Source organism: Pseudoalteromonas sp. A601, from assembly GCF_002165575.1.
Taxonomy (GTDB): Bacteria; Pseudomonadota; Gammaproteobacteria; order Enterobacterales; family Alteromonadaceae; genus Pseudoalteromonas.
The window spans coordinates 141,189-158,836 of sequence record NZ_MXQF01000001.1; the positions used below are offsets into that span (position 1 = coordinate 141,189).

The 17,648-nt window shown below is 40.9% G+C and carries 17 protein-coding genes; 11 read left to right on the top strand and 6 right to left on the bottom strand.

Features of this window, described 5'->3' with window-relative positions; all coding sequences use genetic code 11:
* Positions 1 to 27 precede the first annotated feature (27 nt).
* The 5 genes from B5G52_RS00660 to pspA form a co-directional block, all read right to left on the bottom strand.
* Positions 28 to 1,059, bottom strand: coding sequence for a TIGR01620 family protein (locus B5G52_RS00660; RefSeq protein ID WP_087530776.1), 1,032 nt, complete (start codon positions 1,057 to 1,059; stop codon positions 28 to 30).
* Positions 1,056 to 2,471: a YcjX family protein gene (locus B5G52_RS00665; protein WP_176372476.1), complete on the bottom strand. Its 1,416-nt coding sequence runs from the start codon at positions 2,469 to 2,471 to the stop codon at positions 1,056 to 1,058. Before B5G52_RS00665 ends, B5G52_RS00660 begins: the two co-directional genes overlap by 4 nt.
* Positions 2,472 to 2,529: 58 nt before the next feature.
* The gene (gene pspC / locus B5G52_RS00670; RefSeq protein ID WP_087530777.1) at positions 2,530 to 2,931 is read right to left on the bottom strand and encodes an envelope stress response membrane protein PspC; all 402 of its coding nucleotides are present in this window, start codon (positions 2,929 to 2,931) and stop codon (positions 2,530 to 2,532) included.
* Positions 2,928 to 3,161, bottom strand: a complete 234-nt coding sequence (pspB, locus tag B5G52_RS00675) for an envelope stress response membrane protein PspB (RefSeq protein WP_087530778.1) — start codon at positions 3,159 to 3,161, stop codon at positions 2,928 to 2,930. The genes pspC and pspB overlap by 4 nt, the downstream gene beginning before the upstream one ends.
* A gap of 69 nt (positions 3,162 to 3,230) precedes the next feature.
* A complete protein-coding gene (pspA, locus tag B5G52_RS00680; RefSeq protein WP_087530779.1) occupies positions 3,231 to 3,890 on the bottom strand; it encodes a phage shock protein PspA in 660 nt (219 codons plus the stop codon).
* Positions 3,891 to 4,077: 187 nt separating this feature from the next.
* On the opposite strand from pspA, the gene pspF reads away from it, so the two are divergent.
* From pspF to B5G52_RS00710, 6 genes are read left to right on the top strand one after another with little or no spacing between them, the layout of a single operon-like run.
* Positions 4,078 to 5,136 (top strand): phage shock protein operon transcriptional activator, encoded by a 1,059-nt coding sequence (gene pspF / locus B5G52_RS00685; RefSeq protein ID WP_087530780.1) that lies wholly within the window; start codon positions 4,078 to 4,080, stop codon positions 5,134 to 5,136.
* 15 nt (positions 5,137 to 5,151) lie between these two features.
* Positions 5,152 to 6,759, top strand: coding sequence for an ABC transporter substrate-binding protein (locus tag B5G52_RS00690; protein WP_087530781.1), 1,608 nt, complete (start codon positions 5,152 to 5,154; stop codon positions 6,757 to 6,759).
* On the top strand, positions 6,759 to 7,793 hold the full coding sequence (locus tag B5G52_RS00695; RefSeq protein WP_087530782.1) for an ABC transporter permease subunit: 1,035 nt from the start codon (positions 6,759 to 6,761) through the stop codon (positions 7,791 to 7,793). The genes B5G52_RS00690 and B5G52_RS00695 overlap by 1 nt, the downstream gene beginning before the upstream one ends.
* Positions 7,780 to 8,673 carry an ABC transporter permease subunit gene (locus tag B5G52_RS00700; protein ID WP_087530783.1) on the top strand — a complete coding sequence of 298 codons (894 nt, stop codon included), beginning with the start codon at positions 7,780 to 7,782 and terminating at the stop codon, positions 8,671 to 8,673. Before B5G52_RS00695 ends, B5G52_RS00700 begins: the two co-directional genes overlap by 14 nt.
* On the top strand, positions 8,674 to 9,666 hold the full coding sequence (locus B5G52_RS00705) for an oligopeptide/dipeptide ABC transporter ATP-binding protein (protein WP_087530784.1): 993 nt from the start codon (positions 8,674 to 8,676) through the stop codon (positions 9,664 to 9,666). It abuts the gene before it with no gap.
* Positions 9,666 to 10,427 (top strand): ATP-binding cassette domain-containing protein, encoded by a 762-nt coding sequence (locus B5G52_RS00710; protein ID WP_087530785.1) that lies wholly within the window; start codon positions 9,666 to 9,668, stop codon positions 10,425 to 10,427. Before B5G52_RS00705 ends, B5G52_RS00710 begins: the two co-directional genes overlap by 1 nt.
* Positions 10,428 to 10,813: 386 nt before the next feature.
* Here the strand turns inward: B5G52_RS00710 and B5G52_RS00715 are convergent, their stop codons facing one another.
* Positions 10,814 to 12,136 carry a Fic family protein gene (locus tag B5G52_RS00715; protein ID WP_087530786.1) on the bottom strand — a complete coding sequence of 441 codons (1,323 nt, stop codon included), beginning with the start codon at positions 12,134 to 12,136 and terminating at the stop codon, positions 10,814 to 10,816.
* A gap of 687 nt (positions 12,137 to 12,823) precedes the next feature.
* Between B5G52_RS00715 and B5G52_RS00720 the strand changes: the two genes are divergently transcribed.
* The 5 genes from B5G52_RS00720 (at position 12,824) to B5G52_RS00735 (ending at position 17,314) form a co-directional block, all read left to right on the top strand.
* Positions 12,824 to 13,504 carry a histidine kinase gene (locus B5G52_RS00720; RefSeq protein ID WP_254911126.1) on the top strand — a complete coding sequence of 227 codons (681 nt, stop codon included), beginning with the start codon at positions 12,824 to 12,826 and terminating at the stop codon, positions 13,502 to 13,504.
* On the top strand, positions 13,489 to 13,764 hold the full coding sequence (locus B5G52_RS22490) for an ATP-binding protein (RefSeq protein ID WP_369679909.1): 276 nt from the start codon (positions 13,489 to 13,491) through the stop codon (positions 13,762 to 13,764). The genes B5G52_RS00720 and B5G52_RS22490 overlap by 16 nt, the downstream gene beginning before the upstream one ends.
* Positions 13,758 to 14,468, top strand: coding sequence for a LytTR family DNA-binding domain-containing protein (locus B5G52_RS00725; RefSeq protein WP_087530787.1), 711 nt, complete (start codon positions 13,758 to 13,760; stop codon positions 14,466 to 14,468). The genes B5G52_RS22490 and B5G52_RS00725 overlap by 7 nt, the downstream gene beginning before the upstream one ends.
* A gap of 18 nt (positions 14,469 to 14,486) precedes the next feature.
* On the top strand, positions 14,487 to 15,344 hold the full coding sequence (locus B5G52_RS00730; protein ID WP_087530788.1) for an acyl-CoA thioester hydrolase/BAAT C-terminal domain-containing protein: 858 nt from the start codon (positions 14,487 to 14,489) through the stop codon (positions 15,342 to 15,344).
* 599 nt (positions 15,345 to 15,943) lie between these two features.
* On the top strand, positions 15,944 to 17,314 hold the full coding sequence (locus B5G52_RS00735) for a serine hydrolase (RefSeq protein ID WP_087530789.1): 1,371 nt from the start codon (positions 15,944 to 15,946) through the stop codon (positions 17,312 to 17,314).
* The last annotated feature ends 334 nt before the right edge of the window (positions 17,315 to 17,648 follow it).

Genomic DNA, 17,648 nt, shown 5'->3' on the forward strand with positions numbered 1-17,648 from the left:
CACTGTACAGATATGTTGTCAGTTTTATTAGTCACCTTGCTCTTGGCTTGTCTTTTTACGAGACACAATTTTACTGGCAATAAGCTGGGCGGTGCCTTTGAGCAAGCTGCGTTTATGCTCTAAACGCGGTAACGGACGGCTCAACTCCATTGCTTTATAACCAATACGCGCGGTAAATATGCCAGCACTTAAACCTTGCGCCGCGCGACCAGATAACTTACCTAGTAACTCAGCGCTAAGTGCGGTTGCCGCTAAATCAGAGACCAGCTCTGCACTACCGACAAACATCACCTGCTTTATCAACATTCTATAAAGCTTAATACGGCTTGCGTAACCAAAGCCAATGCCATAAATGCGCCCTATTTGATCTATTAATTTAGTGCCGCGCCAAAGCACGGCCATCATATCAACTAATGCAAGCGGGCTAAGTGCCACCAGCAAGCCTGACTCTGTCGCAAAACGGTTAATTAATTTTTTTGCTTGAGCATCTTGTGCGACTAATAAGTTATCAGCGTACAAGGTCATGATTTCTTTATCGGTATGGTGCGTTGCAACACTTGCTTTAAATTCAGCAAAGCCTGTTAATTGCTGATGCTTATTAAGCTTTTCAAGCCAAGGTAATGCACCACCCACTTGTTCTGAGTTAAGTAACCTAGCGGCTTCGTGACGGTGTAATTGATTGCGCTTTAAACTGCGTAACATGCGGTATTCACGCCATAACAAGCGGCCAATTAGCAAAAAGCCAGTAACAACGGCAATCGAATAAACAGTGCCTAAAATAATGGATTGTTGAAATGCAACCACTAATGAAAATGCAAATTCCATCAGCACTAACGTTAAAAAGCTGACAACGAATAAGCCCTTTAGGGTTTGCCATTTAGATTTTTTATAAACCGGTGCTAAGTCAATACCCTCTTCTAACTCAGGCTCTTGCTCTTCTTGGTGCTCAAATTCACCGTGTTCAACGATTTTTGCAGTAACTAAATTTAATTCAGGATCGGCAACCGGCTGCTCTGACTCAATACGCCTTCCCGCTTGAAATGAAGTTGATTCACTCATGTAAGTTTATCTCCTAATAGGTACTGCATAACATGATCTAACCGAATATGCTTTAATTGTTTACCTGGGCAAGGCATAGGTGAGAATGACAAAAACTCAAACCCATTTGCAGGCCACTCTGCTTTAGTCAACATACGTGATGGTGGCTGTGGCGGTAAGTAAGTTAGCCATTGCTGCTCATTTAATGGTTTGCCATAAATACAATTTAGGGGGTTGCCTTGCTCAGTAATTTTTCGAGGTTGCGTCGCCGCGATAGAAGACATCGCGATGGTCTCTATTTTCACCCCGTCAAACTTTAGATGATTTGCTTGCTCATGCACCAATGAATCCAGTAATAAGGCTAAATCTTTATGGTGTTCACCACTGATATGATCTGATTTATTAGCCGCAAACAATAATTTATCTATATTGGGTTTGAACAAACGCTTTATAAAGCTATTTTCACCATAGTTAAAATGCGCCATTAATTGCCCAATAACAGCGCTTTGCTCATGCAGCGTTTCAGGCCCTTCATTTAATGCACTCAGTACATCCACCAGCACTATCTGACGGTCAAAATGACGAAAGTGCTGGGTATAAAATGGTTTCACCACTTCTTTTACATAGGCGGTAAAACGCTTATTTAAATGTGCCAAATTTGAGCCGGGTATTACTTCAGAGTCATATTCAGCCACAGGGAAAAACAACAAAAGTGGTGCCCCTTGCAGTTCACCAGGCATCAACATGCGCCCCGGTTGGAGCATGGCAAGTTTAGTGTCTTTTTTTAATCCAACTAACAAGCTTTGGTAGAGCTTGGCAAGTTCACTCAATGCATGCTCATCGACAGGTGCATTCAAATCAAGATTATTGAGTGCGGATAAAAAATCTTGCGCTTTATCAACACGAGGCTGCTGCACTAGTAACGTGTATTGTTGCTCACACCACTGCTGATAGCTTTGCTCAAGCATAGGTAAATCGAGCAACCATTCACCAGGGTAGTCAATAATATCAAGGTATAATGTTGATTGTGGTGCAATGTGCGAGCGTAAACCCGAGCCACTTTGGTATTTAATAGCCAAGCGTAAGGTATTTATGCGTTCAGTTGAGGCAGGCCACATAGGTTCGCCATCATGAGGCAGTAATGCCCCTAACGCATTTTGATAAGCAAACGTTGGGATAGTTAGCGCTTGCTGCGGCACTACCTTAGTCGCGATATGACGTTTTTGCTGCATAACATCAAAAAAAGGTAAGTTTTTATCGTCAGCTTGGCTGGTCAAATGTTTTACAAGTGCAGTTATAAATGCTGTTTTACCGCTACCACTTAAGCCTGTTACGGCAAGCTTTACATGTTGGTCTAAACTTCGGTGGACCGCTTTTTCAGCTTTCCCTTTGAGTTTATTGAAGGCTTTTTTAGCAGATGAAGTGTTTATCATAATGAGTGAGCACTTTATCTACTTACTTTACGAGTCTGATAAAGTGCTATTAAATCCTTTAAAGCTTATTGATTTCACGGCTAACCGTAAACTCTGTTGAAGTAACGTAACGTTCCATCTCTTGTAAGCGAGAATCTACACGGCCTAAACGATCTTTGAGATCTTGTAATGCGCGACGTGGTGGCTCACCTTTTTGCCATACTTTAAATTTGACTTCAAGTGGATCTTCATGCTGTGTTGCATAAGAGCTTGCCGGTGAATTTGCAGGTTTTTTATCTAAAATAAACCATGCTGCAATATACGCGACCACAAATAAGGGACCGCCGGCTAATAAAACTGCGGTGACAAAAATGATTCTGACTAACCACAATTCCATATTAAAATAATCACTGAGTCCTGCACATACACCGGCAATTTTGCCGCGTACTGGGTCTCTTAACAGTTCGCGTTTAGTATTCATACTTTACGTCTCCACTGTGGTGCCTCTTGATCAAGTAGTGCTTCTAGTGTTTCTACTCGGTCTGCCATTTTATCGGCTTTTTGCGCAAGCTCTAATAACTGGTGGTGTTCATGTTCACTCAAGCCTTGGCTTACCTGCTTTTTGCTACGATAATGTAAAATTAACCAAAGTGGCGCCACCACAATCATAAAAATGATAATTGGGGCAACCAGCACATCTGCGTCAATCATAACCTTCTCCTGCACAATCCGTTTATTTGTTTAAGCATAGGGGGAATGCTCCCCCTTAATTATTATATTTTATTTGTCTGCAAGCTTCTTTTTAAGCGCTGCTAATTCATCATCAATCTTCTCATTTTGCTGTAAATCAGCAATTTCATCAGACAATGATTTTTTGCCTAAGTCGTACGATTCTACTTGAGATTCTAGACCATCAATTTTAGTTTCGTAACGTTCAAAGCGATTTAATGCATCTTCAACTTTTGAGCTATCTAATGCTTTTTTCACTTCTAGGCGCGACTCAGCCGAGCGTTGACGTAAGATAATTGCTTTTTGACGTGCTTTAGCGTCAGCTAGTTTATCTTGTAATGTGCTCACTTCTTGTTGCAGTTTCTCGATGTGAGACTCAACATGAGTCAGTTCATCTTCAACAGCGGCTACAGCGTCTGCTGATTTTTGCTTTTCAAGCAATGCTGCACGCGCTAGGTCGTCACGATCTTTACTCAGTGCCAGCTCTGCTTTTTCTTGCCACTGCGATACTTGTGCTTTTAATGTATCAACGCGACGTACTAACTCTTTTTTCTCAGCGAGTGTTTTAGCTGATGTTGAACGAACTTCAACTAACGTGTCTTCCATTTCTTGAATGATAAGACGAACCATTTTTTCAGGATCTTCTGCTTTATCCAAAATGGCATTGATATTAGAATTAACAATGTCTGCAAAACGTGAAAAAATTCCCATAACATTTACCTCTGTGATGTTTAACTTAATTGGTCTGCACTCACTGTTACAATATGCTTGCCAACTTTATAAAACATAAAATACAGTAATATTTTCATAAAGTTAAACTAAAAATACAAATTCCTTTAGTTCTCCCGAATTATGAAATACACTAACTGTTAGTAAAAATGACTAAGAGTTAGGGAATATGAGCCAATTTCGTCAACAGGATAACTTACTCGGCCAATCAGACAGCTTTTTAGCTGTACTGGATCAAGTATCGCAGCTGGCAAGTTTAGATAAACCAGTGCTAATTATTGGTGAGCGCGGTACAGGTAAAGAGTTAATTGCTGCTCGTTTACATTTTTTGTCAAAACGCTGGGAGCAAAACTATATAAAGCTCAATTGCGCAGCATTAAACGAGAACTTACTTGAAAGCGAATTATTTGGTCATGAAAGTGGCGCATTTACCGGTGCCAGTAAACGCCATGAAGGTCGTTTTGAGCGTGCCAACTCCGGTACTCTGTTTTTAGATGAATTAGCAAACACCTCTGCCATGGTGCAAGAAAAGCTGTTACGAGTCATTGAATACGGCGAGTTTGAACGAGTTGGGGGCAAACAAACGGTTAAAGTGGATACCCGTTTAGTCTGTGCTACCAATGAAGACCTGCCCTATTTGGCCGAACAAGGCGAATTTAGAAGTGATTTACTCGACCGACTCGCCTTTGATGTAATTACTCTGCCGCCGCTACGTGAACGTCAAGACGACATAATGCTACTGGCTGAACAGTTTGCCATTAATATGGCTCGCGATTTGGAGTGGGAGTTATTTAGTGGCTTTACCCGAAGCGCCGTTGAAATACTGCAAACCTATGACTGGCCAGGTAACATCCGTGAGCTGAAAAATGTCGTGGAGCGTAGTTTATATCGTCATGGCAATGAACATATTCCCGTTCACCAGATTATTTTAGACCCATTCGAAAGCAAGTTTAGACCCAAGCAGCGAATTAAAGCACCACTAAAATCAGAGCAAACAGAGATAGTGGCCCCAAGCACAGTCGAAGTTGCCCCTGTGAATAAACCTGCGCAACACACCTTTCCATGCAGTTTAAAAGATCTCTCTAACGAGTTTGAAATTGATTTAATAAAAAAAGCACTCGAATTCAGCCAATTTAATCAAAAGAAGACTGCAGAAGTACTTGGTTTGACGTATCATCAACTTAGAGGCTATTTGAAAAAATATAATTTACTAGATCAACAACAATAGTCAGAGGTTGAACCGGTGTATAAATTATTACTTGGGCTATTTTCGCTGAGCTTAACAGGCTGCTTAGATACGAAAGAACCAACCCTAGAAGAAAAAAACCAAGGCTTAGTTTATTGTGCTGAGGCGAACCCTGTGTCGTTTAATCCACAAGTAACGACCACAGGTTCAACAATCGATATCATTGCTAATCAGCTTTATGACCGTTTGATCAGTATTGACCCTATAACGGCAGAGTTTCAAAGCGAGCTGGCAACCGATTGGAAAATCAGCCCTGACGGAAAAGCCGTCACCTTTACCCTGCGTAAAGGGGTTAAATTTCATAGCACCAACTATTTTACACCTACTCGTGATTTTAATGCCGACGACGTTATTTTTACCTTCAGTCGTTTATTTGATGTATACAACCCTTATCATTTTGTTGGTGATGCAAATTATCCTTATTTTCAAAGTGTGGGGATTGATCAACTTATTCGCCGTATAATACGTGTATCGGACTACCAAGTTCGATTTGAGTTATTTAATGCTGAGAGCAGTTTTTTAGCCAATATGGCAACAGATTTTGCAGTAGTATTATCCCGCGAATACGCAATGCAATTAAAAGCCCAAGAACAACTCGATTTATTTGATCAATACCCAATTGGCACTGGCCCGTATGTTTATAAAGAATACCGTCGTGATCATTTAGTTCGTTATTATCGCAATAACGCCTACTGGAAACACAAAGTCGACCTTGAACAATTGGTTTACGATATCACTCCTAATGGCACCACACGTATAGCCAAAATGCTCACCAAAGAATGTGATGTTACTGCACACCCAAGCAGTGCACAGTTAAGTATTTTAGCGAACCGCGCCGATATAAACGTGCAAAAAGAGACTAATCTTAATGTAGGTTATTGGGCGTTTAATACTGAACGCCCCCCATTTAACGACATCAAAGTCCGCCAAGCACTCGCTCACGCCATCGATATTGAAAAAATAATGCAAGCGGTGTTTTACGGTAATGGTATCCGTGCACAATCAATTTTGCCGCCTACCTCTTGGGCTTATCAATCTCAAGGTAACATGCCTGCGTTTGACCCCGAACTTGCCAAAAAATTGCTTAACGAAGCTGGTTTAGAAAATGGCTTTGATATGACAATTTGGGCTATGCCTGTCAGTCGTATCTATAACCCCAACGCCCGAAAAATGGCTGAGTTGATGCAAAGTGACTTACGTAAAATCGGAGTCAATGTCAGTATTGTTGAATATGAGTGGAATACCTTTATCCAACGTATTGGGGAGCACCGCCACGATAGCGTACTACTAGGCTGGGCGGCCGATACACCTGATCCTGATAACTTTTTTAGCCCATTATTAAGTTGTTCAGCCACATTTAGCGGTAAAAACCCAGCTAACTGGTGCAACCCAGCATTTGACTTATTACTCACTCAAGCACTTGATAGCACAGATTTAGAAATGAGGAAACGCTATTATCAACAAGCACAAGCTATGTTGATAAAAGAGCTGCCCTTATTACCATTGGCACATGGCATGCGCTTTCAAGCCAGTAGCAGTGATGTAGAAGGTATCCCGCTTGGCCCATTTGGCGCAATATCACTGGCTAATGCGAGGAAAAAATAATGGTGTTAGATTATTTTTTACGCCGCCTAGGCTTGTTACTATTTATGATGCTCACCTTGAGTATTTTTACGTTTTCATTAAGTTATTTGTTTCCCGGTGATGCGCTCAGTAATTTAAGCGGCATTACCAATACCAGCTTTTCGCAAACTAGCGAACTACAAGAAAAATATCACTTTAATGATAATTACATTACTCAATATTTTGCATTTTTAGAACGCATTTTTTTGGGTGATTGGGGCCTATCTTTTGCCTCAGGTGATAACGTATTTAACCATATTATTGATTTATTCCCTGCAACACTCGAATTAAGCTTATACGCGCTCATTATTTCAGTAGTCATTGGTGTGCCTGCGGGTATTTTAGCCGCGGCTTATCATAAAAAACTGCCTGATAAACTCATCAACTCAGTCACATTAGCAGGCTACTCAATACCTGTTTTTTGGCTTGCGTTATTATTAATCATGGTGTTCTCACTGCAATTAGGTTGGTTTCCTATGTCGGGCCGTATGGGGTTACTTTATGAAATCCCCCCGCAAACGGGATTTATTTTAATTGATATTGCACTCGCTGAGTTTCCTTATTCGGGTATGGCGATGTTCGATGCCCTGCATCATCTGACTCTGCCAACCATCGTACTGGCAATGTATCCTACCACGGTATTAATTCGCTTTACCCGTGAATCCATGCTCCATGTGCTTGATCAAAACTTTATTAAAACGGCGCGAGCCAAAGGCCTTAACCGCGCACAATTAATTGTGCACCATGCACTGCGCAATGCTTTATTACCCGTGATCAAACAAATCGGCTTACAGTTTAGTACTTTGATCACTCTTGCTATGATCACCGAAGTTATTTTTTCATGGCCGGGCATAGGTCGCTGGCTCATTGATAGTATTTATCAACGTGATTATCCTGCTATACAAGGTGGTTTATTAGCGGTCTCTATGTTTGTTATTTTAGCCACTATTATTGCTGAACTGACCTACACCCTGTTCGATCCGCTTTCTCGGAACCAAGCACATGGCAAAGTTTAATTTATTTTCTGAAGAATCAAACAAAGCGCCTCTGGCGCGGTTTTGGCGCAAGTTTAAATCAAATCACCCAGCTTTAGTCGGGCTGTGGGTGTTTATTGCATTTGCGATATTAGCTGCAGCTGCGCCTTTTATTGCCCCCTATGGTGTGAATCAGCAGCATAGCGATGCTCTTCTTATTCCTCCCTCATGGCATGAAATGGGCGATGTGCGATTTTTACTCGGAACAGATGATCTTGGACGTGATGTGTTATCACGGTTAATGAATGGTGCAACCTACACATTTGGTTTGTCTGTTATTGCTGCACTTATTACCACTGTGATTGGCGTGTTAGTCGGTACTTTTGCCGGTATTAGTCGCGGCTTACGTTCAAGCTTTTTGAATCACTTACTCGATATCACTTTATCAATTCCTTCATTGCTGCTAGCAATTATAATAATCGCAATTTTAGGCCCCGGCCTAATGAATACAGTGTGGGCGATTATTTTAGCGCTACTGCCGCAATTTATTCACTCGGTGCGCAATTTAATTGTGACCGAGCTGGGTAAAGATTACATTACCGCTTTTAAGCTTGATGGTGCCTCTAATTGGCATATCCTCTCTCGTGGAATTTTTCCTAATATTTATGAACATATTGTGGTTATTTTTACCATGGCGCTTTCAACCGCTATATTAGATATATCAGCCCTTGGCTTTTTAAAACTCGGTGCGCAGCCTCCAACCACAGAATGGGGCGCTATTTTGGCAGAGAACTTAGGCTTGATATACTTAGCACCGTGGACAGTAGGATTACCTGGGGTGTTACTCTTTTTAGCCGTGTTATCAACTAATTTAGTTGGCGATGGTCTTCGCCAAGTGTTAAAAGCACGTAAGGCAGATTAAATGCAATTACTCGACATACGAAATTTAACTATAGAGCTGCAAACACCCGATACAGTGATACGTGCAGTAGATAGAGTAAGCTTGAGTTTAAAAGAAGGTGAAGTGCATGCGCTGGTGGGTGAATCAGGCTCAGGCAAAAGTCTCATCGCTAAAGCCATTGTTGGGGTATTAAATAAACGCTGGCATATCACAGCCGACCGCATGCACTGGCGCGGTGTTGACCTTATGCGTTTATCAAACGAGCAACGCCGTAAAATTGTAGGCCAAGATATCGCCATGATTTACCAAGATCCTAGCCGCTGCCTAGACCCAACAGCAAAAATTTTTGATCAAATAGCCGAGACACTTCCCGAAATTCAAGAAAAAGGTTTTTTCTTAAAACGTAACCGCCAACGCAAAGATCGGGTAAAAGCACTGATCCATAAGGTGGGAATTAAAGATCATGAAAAGGTCTTAACCAGCTACCCTCATGAACTCTCAGAAGGCGTGTGCCAAAAAGTAATGATTGCCATGGCCATTGCCCGTACACCAAAGCTATTAATTGCCGATGAGCCCACCACAGCTCTAGAAAGCACCACCCGCGCCCAGGTATTCAGATTACTTAAAAGCTTAAACCAGCTAAAAAACATGTCGATATTAATGATCTCTCACGAACTAGAAGAAATTATTAATTGGTCCCATGGCATGCACGTATTATATTGCGGGCAAATGGTAGAAGCTGGCCCTACAGCTAAAATATTTAGCCAGCCACGTCACCCGTACACTCAAGCACTATTAAAAAGCTTACCCGATTATGAGCAAGGGCTTGCTCATAAAGAACCTTTTTACGCTCTCAAAGGGACGATCCCAACGTTGCAGCATTTACCAATAGGGTGTCGTCTTGGCCCTCGCTGCCCACAAGCACAAAGAGCTTGCGTGGTCACCCCAAAGTTAACTAAACAGCATGGTCACAGTTATGCGTGTCATTTCCCTTTAATTAAGGCAATGAAATAATGCAACCTCTATTGAAAGTACAAGCCTTATCAAAAAGCTTTAACCTTCGTGCTGGGATCTTTTCACGTAAACGCTTTGCAGTATTAAAAAACATTTCGTTTTGCTTAGAACAAGGAGAAACTCTGGCTATTATCGGCGAAACGGGCTCTGGAAAAAGTACCCTAGCAAAACTGCTTGCCGGTGCCGATCATGCAGATAGCGGGCAAATTCTACTCGATGGCAACATTATCGAAAACAATGGCATTCGCAATCAGCAATGCCGTCATATTCGAATGATTTTTCAAGACTCAGAAGCCTCGCTAAACCCAGGACTGACTATTGGCGACATGCTCGACGACTGCCTGCAATATAATACCTCATTAGATAAACAAACCCGCGGCGAAAAAATAACCACAACCTTATCTAAAGTTGGTTTGCTTAACGACCATCAACATTATTACCCACACATGTTCAGCGGCGGTCAATTACAACGTATTGCCCTCGCCCGTGCATTAATTCTTGATCCAAAAGTAGTGGTACTCGACGAAGCGCTATCATCACTAGACCCATCAGTACGGGCGCAAACAGTCAACTTATTACTAAAGCTACAACAAGACACCGGCTTAAGTTATATCTTGATCACCCATCACCTAAGCCTAGTACGCCACATCAGCGACCAGCTAGTGGTACTCGATCACGGTGAAATAGTCGAATACGGCAAAACCGAGGATATTTTCCAAGATCCACAATCTAACGTAACCCAGAAATTGTTGAGTTGTTAAAGATAAAGGTTCTAGGTGCTAGGTGAAAGGTTCTAGGAAAAGCCAGAGCAGCTCGGCGTTAAACTTATCACCGTAGGTTGTGGTTGAGAGCAACGAAACTCAACATTTAGTGTGAGATCTGAGCGATGCTCTAGAGCGAAAAACTGGCGGTCGGGTAAACTCGTTTTTGGACAAAACGTTTTAGGTCGTCGGCTATATTAGGTGAATTTCGTATAAAAATTTTATGGGCTAACTCCTGATTAATCGGTAAAACAGCTTGGCTGTTTTATTGCGCCGTTTGCAATTAAAAATGACAAGCTAGTTTGAATAAGTCCTAACTTGAACTGCCAGATTTGATTTCTAGAGTTGAATCAAATCAGGCAATGAATAGCCGATTTAAAACATATTTATCTGTTTCGTCCTAAAAGCTTTTCTAACTTTTGCTCCGCTACTTTATCATCTAATGATAGAGCCTTATATTCATCAATAAGCTTTGTTAAACCTGAATTTTTTTCACCACGAAAATATTCAATATTACGTTCGATTTTCTTCAAGATCTTAATTAGGCTAACATCATTAACTAGAGAAACCTCTTCTTTGTCAGCAAATAGGTTTTTCTCTTGCGGGAAGTTCACAAAGTAACGTAAACCACGTTTACCTTCACCTGACGGGTAAAGTAAGCCATTATCAACTAATGACTTTAAATCCCTCGTTGCGGTTGCTGGTGGCGCCCCGGTAATAGCTCGATATTTTTCATTAGTTAAACCATCACGCACAAAGCCGTCAGAGCCTACGGTGAAGATTTTTTTCATCACCTTCTCTTGGCGTTGGTTGAGTTTGACCTCTTCATATTCTGCCCAAAATTTTGATTTTTGCAAAACAAATTCAACAGACTCAAGCGACTTGTCTTGAGAAGTTCTAACTAGCTCAACAAACCACGCTATCCACTCATTAATTTGTAAACCATAATTAGTATCTCTAAGCTTTTGATAATAATCCATTCGATTAGTATTAATCATGCTCGACATACTAAAAAGCGGAGGTCTCGAAAAGTCTTGAAATAACGCATGCTCGGCTATGGCTCTACCAACACGGCCATTACCATCTTGAAACGGATGAATAGCGACAAACCATAAATGAGCAACTGCTGCTTTTATAGGACTTGAACAATTGGCGCTGTTATACCACTGTATGAAAGCATCCATTTCATGTTCAACCTCAATGCGGTTATTACCTGGTGCTTTGTAGATGATTTCACTGTCGCCGTATAAGTCTTCTCTTATTATATCAATGGGCGAGTCTCGATAATCGCCTTTAGTAATAGGCTTTACATAATAATCTTCACTACCGTGTAATAGCAGTGTGTGCCAATGACAAAGTAAGGTTTTAGACATAGCGCTTTTAATGCTTTTACGCACATCAACAAGCATCGCCGCAATGCCTTTTTCTTTAGGGAAGTAACCACCACGCTCTGGCTCTTTTAACCCTAGGAAACGAGCAACCGATGAGCGCACCTCTTCACGGTTAAGTTTTTCACCTTCAATGGCACTGGTGCTTAATGCTTCTTCCACCAGTAAGTGGACAAATGCATCGTTATGGTCATTCGACGGTATTTGCGATAATGCCCCTTCAATGCTGTAGGCTTTATTTGAATACTCGCTGACACTTGCCTCAAAGCGTGTCACATCATATTCAAATTTAGGCCAATTTTTTTGTTGCCAATGATACATGTGATTTAAACCTTTGATAATTATAAATCAGTATATATCAAATTTTGATTTAAAAATCCATATTTTATGAATCACATGGAGAGCAGTTTTAATTTATAAAGTGAAGATACGTCAGGGATGTGGGATCACGTCTTGCTTTTGCCACCTCCTTTTCGAATGACCGCATCACGCTAACTTTACGGTTTAATTTCCACCTCTAATATTGATATTTTTTCTGTTTTCTAATAAACGCAGCGCCTCTTAATCTCTTTGTGAATAAATCACTAAAAGGGCTTTGCCAAAATTCAGAATACACCTAAGAAATAAAACACTCGATAATGCAGTGCATTAGTGCAGACTGACAGGATATTTTTTCGTTGGGTTTCGTTTCACTCTACCCAACCTACGCGTGTGACATAAAAGCAGCGCGAGGTAAACTCGAGCCTCCAAACCAACTCCCCTAGATACCTAGCACCATTAACCTTGAAGAGAACGTGGGGCCACCCATTAGAAGGCTCCAGTCAATCAGGCTGCTGTGTTTACAATTTAAAGTGAGTGACTTCTTTTTTTAGCGCTTACTTGGATGTAACAGTGCGACTAAAGCAAATAACCACTGAGCATTGAAAAGCGACCATTCAGCAATATTCAGGGTGCTTTTCGATGCTAAATGCGTACCATGAACATATTCATTAACTACTTGTACTGATCATGGCCAATCTCACATTGCAGCGAAATGAACAATTCGCAATTTTAGCTATCGTTGCCGCCATAAGCTTTGCTATCAGCCTTACTGACTGGGTGCAGCGGGGCATGCTGTTGTCGGCGAATATCGCGCTCTCTTCCATTTTGGCTGTTGTGCTGCTCTACTGGCTACCTATGATGATAAGTTACCTACTTATCATCCGTTTCAAAATAGGCAATTGGCCGCTGCAATATATTGGTTTTTACGGGTTGATGGTAATGGGCTGCTTATGTTGGGGTGCACTTAGAAGTGAAATGTTAAATACCCATGCATTTTCACTGTTTGAGGCGCTAACCATCGCACTGCCTTGGTCTAGCGGTATTTTTGTGGTGATTAAGTTCTACCTTTCCCAAAAGTTACTAAAACAAGAAAAACAGCTTCGCCAGCTTGCTGAAATTAAGTTATTACACAGTCAGTTAAACCCGCACTTTATGTTCAATAGCCTCAACACAATCGCAGCCTTTGTACCAAAACACTCAGAAGCAGCACAGTCTTTGGTTCATAATCTCGCTGCGGTATTAAGGTATTCATTAACGCATTCAGTGACAAGCGGAAAAATACCGAGCAAAGTATCCGTTGCTGATGAGCTTATCGCACTAAATCAATGGTGTGAGATAGAGCAAAGCCGATTTTGGAAAATGCAGTAAAACATGGCAACAGCAGGCCACTTCACATTGATGTATTAATCAAAAAGTTAGCGAACCAGTTAGAGTTTAAAATTAGTGACAACGGGATGGGCTTTAAGGAGCTGGACATAGTGGGTTCGTCAAACGTGGGACTCGGTCTTTCGATCACGCGCTCACGGTTAAAGTTGGAAGAAAATGCCGAGTTTAGGCTTTGTAACGACATGCACACTGGCGGTGCAGTTGTCAGCTTTTCACTGACACGAGGAACAAAGGAATGTTGAACATTGCGATTGTGGAAGATGAGCAACCTGCCATTGATAAGTTAACTGAACAACTTGGCCAGATCACCAAACACAATCTAATACTAACTTGTAATACGGCATTAGCATTTCTTGATTCACATAAAGAACTTGCGATAGATATTGTGTTTGTCGATATTAACTTGCCCGAATGCAGTGGTGTCACTTTGGTCGAAGAACTACAAGGGGTGGGCTTTTCAGGTGAGGTAATTTTTACCACGGCTTACAGTGAGTTTGCGGTTGAGGCCTTTACGCTCGGCGCGGTTGATTATCTGCTCAAACCCTATAGTACTGAACGCCTAGCGTTAGCTCTATCGAGAATCAATCGTGCTATAACGACAGGGTCGGTCGCTACTTTAACGAGTAAGGTGGCGGGGAAAACATCACTCGTTGATGTCAGTAGTATCGAACTTATAAAGTTGGAATACGGTCAAGCCATCGCGTTTAGCAATGGGCAGCAGTATCCCATTAATGGCTCTCTTGAGGAGATCCAGCTCCAATTGCCAACACATTTCTTAAGAGTTCACCGTAATGCCATTGTAAACCAAAGTGCGATAACTGCGTTTGAACGTTGGGTTACTGGGGGATACCTTGTCAAATTGCGTGATAGCAATTTGCAAGTTGTGACCAGCCGGGGCGGTGCAAAACTACTCAAACAACAACTGAGCAATACAGGGCTCAGCTAACTCAAAAAAGGTAAGAAAATGATGAAAACTATGATGCCACTTTCTTTGGTAGGGCTTCTTGCGGCCTGTTCAAACGCGACTATTCCTGATGTTAAGCGCCAGTTTATCGACGACGGTCAGACTCACCCACTGGTTGTGGTGTTAGGTGGCAGCGAAGGGGGCAATACACTCGCTAATCCTCAGTGGCAACCATTTTTAGATGGCTTTAATGATATTGGTGTCTCAATCGCGGCACTTGGTTATTATGGTACTAATAATACACCGAACAGTGCAGCTGAACTATCTTTGGATGACATAGCCAAACGGATAAAAACATTGAGTGAAGACCCAAAGATAAACCAAAACTGCGTGGCGGTATATGGCTTTTCTAAAGGAGCGGAGCTTGCATCGTTACTCGGTGCGCACTTTGATGAGATAAACCATGTTGTGTCTATCATGCCTAGTCACGTAAGCTGGAATGCTGTTAAGACCTTGTCTTCTCGCTCGAGTTGGACGCTCAGTGGCAATGCCCTGGACTACATTGATGCACCACTATTGTCATGGAAAATGCAAAAAGGGAATGTAACGGGTGAGTTTACACCTGCCTTTGAGTCTGCATTGGCTGAGGCAACTCCTGAAGCAATTGCAGCCGCCCGTATCCCGGTTGAAAAAACCAATGGGCCAGTGCTACTGGTCTCTGCCAAACACGATGAAATTTGGCCATCGTACAGAATGGCCGGATATATAGAAGCTGGTTTACACGAAGCTCGTTTCTCTCATCCATTTAAACATATCGCACTTAATTCGGGTCACTACAGTTTTAACAAAAAAGTGAAAACTGAGGTAAATCAATTTTTAAGCGAAACCTTGGTAGCACGATGCGCGAATAAGCAGTAATGAGTTAACCCAGTTTTATTTTTTTTGTCGTTGCAAAGTTTATTGAACTGCAGGTAGCCTTGTGCCTGCAGCTTTTTGTATTTTACCGGTGTGACCTGAAAGGTAGTATTAAACTCTCTAATATGATGGGATTGATCAGCGTAGCCACAATCTAGTAATAATGACGGAGGTTAGGTCGTTCTTTTTTCTCTTTTTGTGCTTATTAACTTGTGTTCCGTCGAGTGGTTAGAAACTGGACTGCTCCCGACAAATTAGACATTGAGTGGCTAGTTGATTTAACTCGCACTACCTAAGTTCATGATAAATAGTACTTTATAGTTTTGTATAAAAACACCCTCCCCTTTTAATAATACTTATAATTAGCAAGAACTTTCCCTTCTACTATTAATAGAAAATGTTCTCTAATAAAGCTGTTACGCTCACTTAGCAATTGTGAGCAAATATGCCTTCATTAAAACATAAAATAAACCATTGAATAATATTGATTTTCTTTATTAAATTGCAAACACCAGTGATATATGCAATATTACTGACTACAAACGTAATCGATGCGTATTTTTTATTTACAGCTTTGCTGGATGATTAAGGGAACATAGTTTATGGGAAAAAATATATTTTTTTGTCTTTGTATAGGATTGTATGGAATAAAAGCTATTGCACAACAACACAACTTTACTGAATTAATGCAATGCCATAACTCTTCAGAAGATCCTGGCATGGTTGTTAGGTTAGAACAATCAGGTAAGCATGTTTATAGTGGTGCGGTTGGTTTGGCAAATATTAATACACAGAGGCCTCTCAATGTAGATGATATATTTCAAATAGGTTCTGTCACGAAAACATTTACTGCTGCAGCAATCTTGAAACTATCGGAAGAAAAAAAACTATCGTTACAAGATACATTAGCGAAATTTATTCCTGATATTAACCCTGAATTTAAGTATTTAACGATTGATAGAATTTTAAGCCATACTTCTGGTCTACCAGATTACTTAGGGGACCCTTCAGTAAGTAAAATTTATGATAAATATGCTTCTATCGATCAAGTTATACAAAGTATAAGTAAACAACCTCTTAACTCAGAACCCGGTAAAAAATATAGTTATTCAAATTTGGGTTATGTCTTTCTGGGAAAAGTCATTGAAGTTTCTTCGGGTACTCCGTATGACCAGTTCATGTTAAACACATTTTTTAAACCTCTGAAAATGGATAATACTTTTGTTATTACTAAAGGAACATCTGCTGGGAAAGTAAACGGCTACACTACTAGTCGTAAAGAGCCTAAAAAATATATTAACCCGGAAGATTCAACTGAAAGACGATGGAATGTTGATCGTAGTTGGATCTATTCTGCGGGCGCTATTGCTTCTACGCTTGCTGATATGCACCTTTGGCAAAATGCATTAAAGTCAGGGAATGTAATTTCAAAAGAAAACTATAAACTAATGACTTCCAAGGCATTATTAAATAATAATGCGCATGTGGATTATGGATATGGCTTAGATATATACAAAATAAGTGGATTAGATAGCTTTAGCCACCAAGGTCAGGTTCCCGGATTTTTTGCTTGGCATGTCTATTTTCCAAATGAAGATTTAACCGCTACAGCGTTAACCAACATAGACACAAAACACCCAGGCCCCGCTTTATTAGACATGATAGCACTACAACTAAATATATCCCCTAAGCCAGTAAATAGTCAAAAAGCAAAGGTTATAGCAGCATCTTTAGTTGGCAGTTATCGTTCTTCTGATTCGAAAATTTTAACCATTTCGTTCAAAGAAGGTACTCTTTACTCTCAATATGAAGGTGAGAATAAACTAAAAATCATACCCCGGGAAAACAACTCGTATTCTTATGAATGTACTGAAAATTACTTTCAGCTTAGAGAAAACAATGGGAAGCATGAAATCGTCCCAGTGTATTTATATCAAGGTGAGCAAGATGCACTTGTTAAATTAGAGTTATGAAAATTGACTAAGGTTCTCAACGGCACCTCACAACACTATGGGCTCTATTTTGCATCTCTATATTGATGTTTTTAATATTTTCTCATAAGCGCAGCGCCTCTTAATCTCTTTGTGAATAAATCACTTAATGGGCTTTGCCAACATTCAGAATACACCTAAGAAATAAAACACTCGATAATGCAGTGCATTGGTGCAGACTGACAGGGTGTTTTTTCGTTGGGTTGGGTTTCGTTTCACTCTACCCAACCTACGCGTGTTACATAAAAGCAGCGCGAGATAAACTCAAGCCTACAAGCTACACTCCCCTAGAACCTAGTTACCTAGCACCTTTACC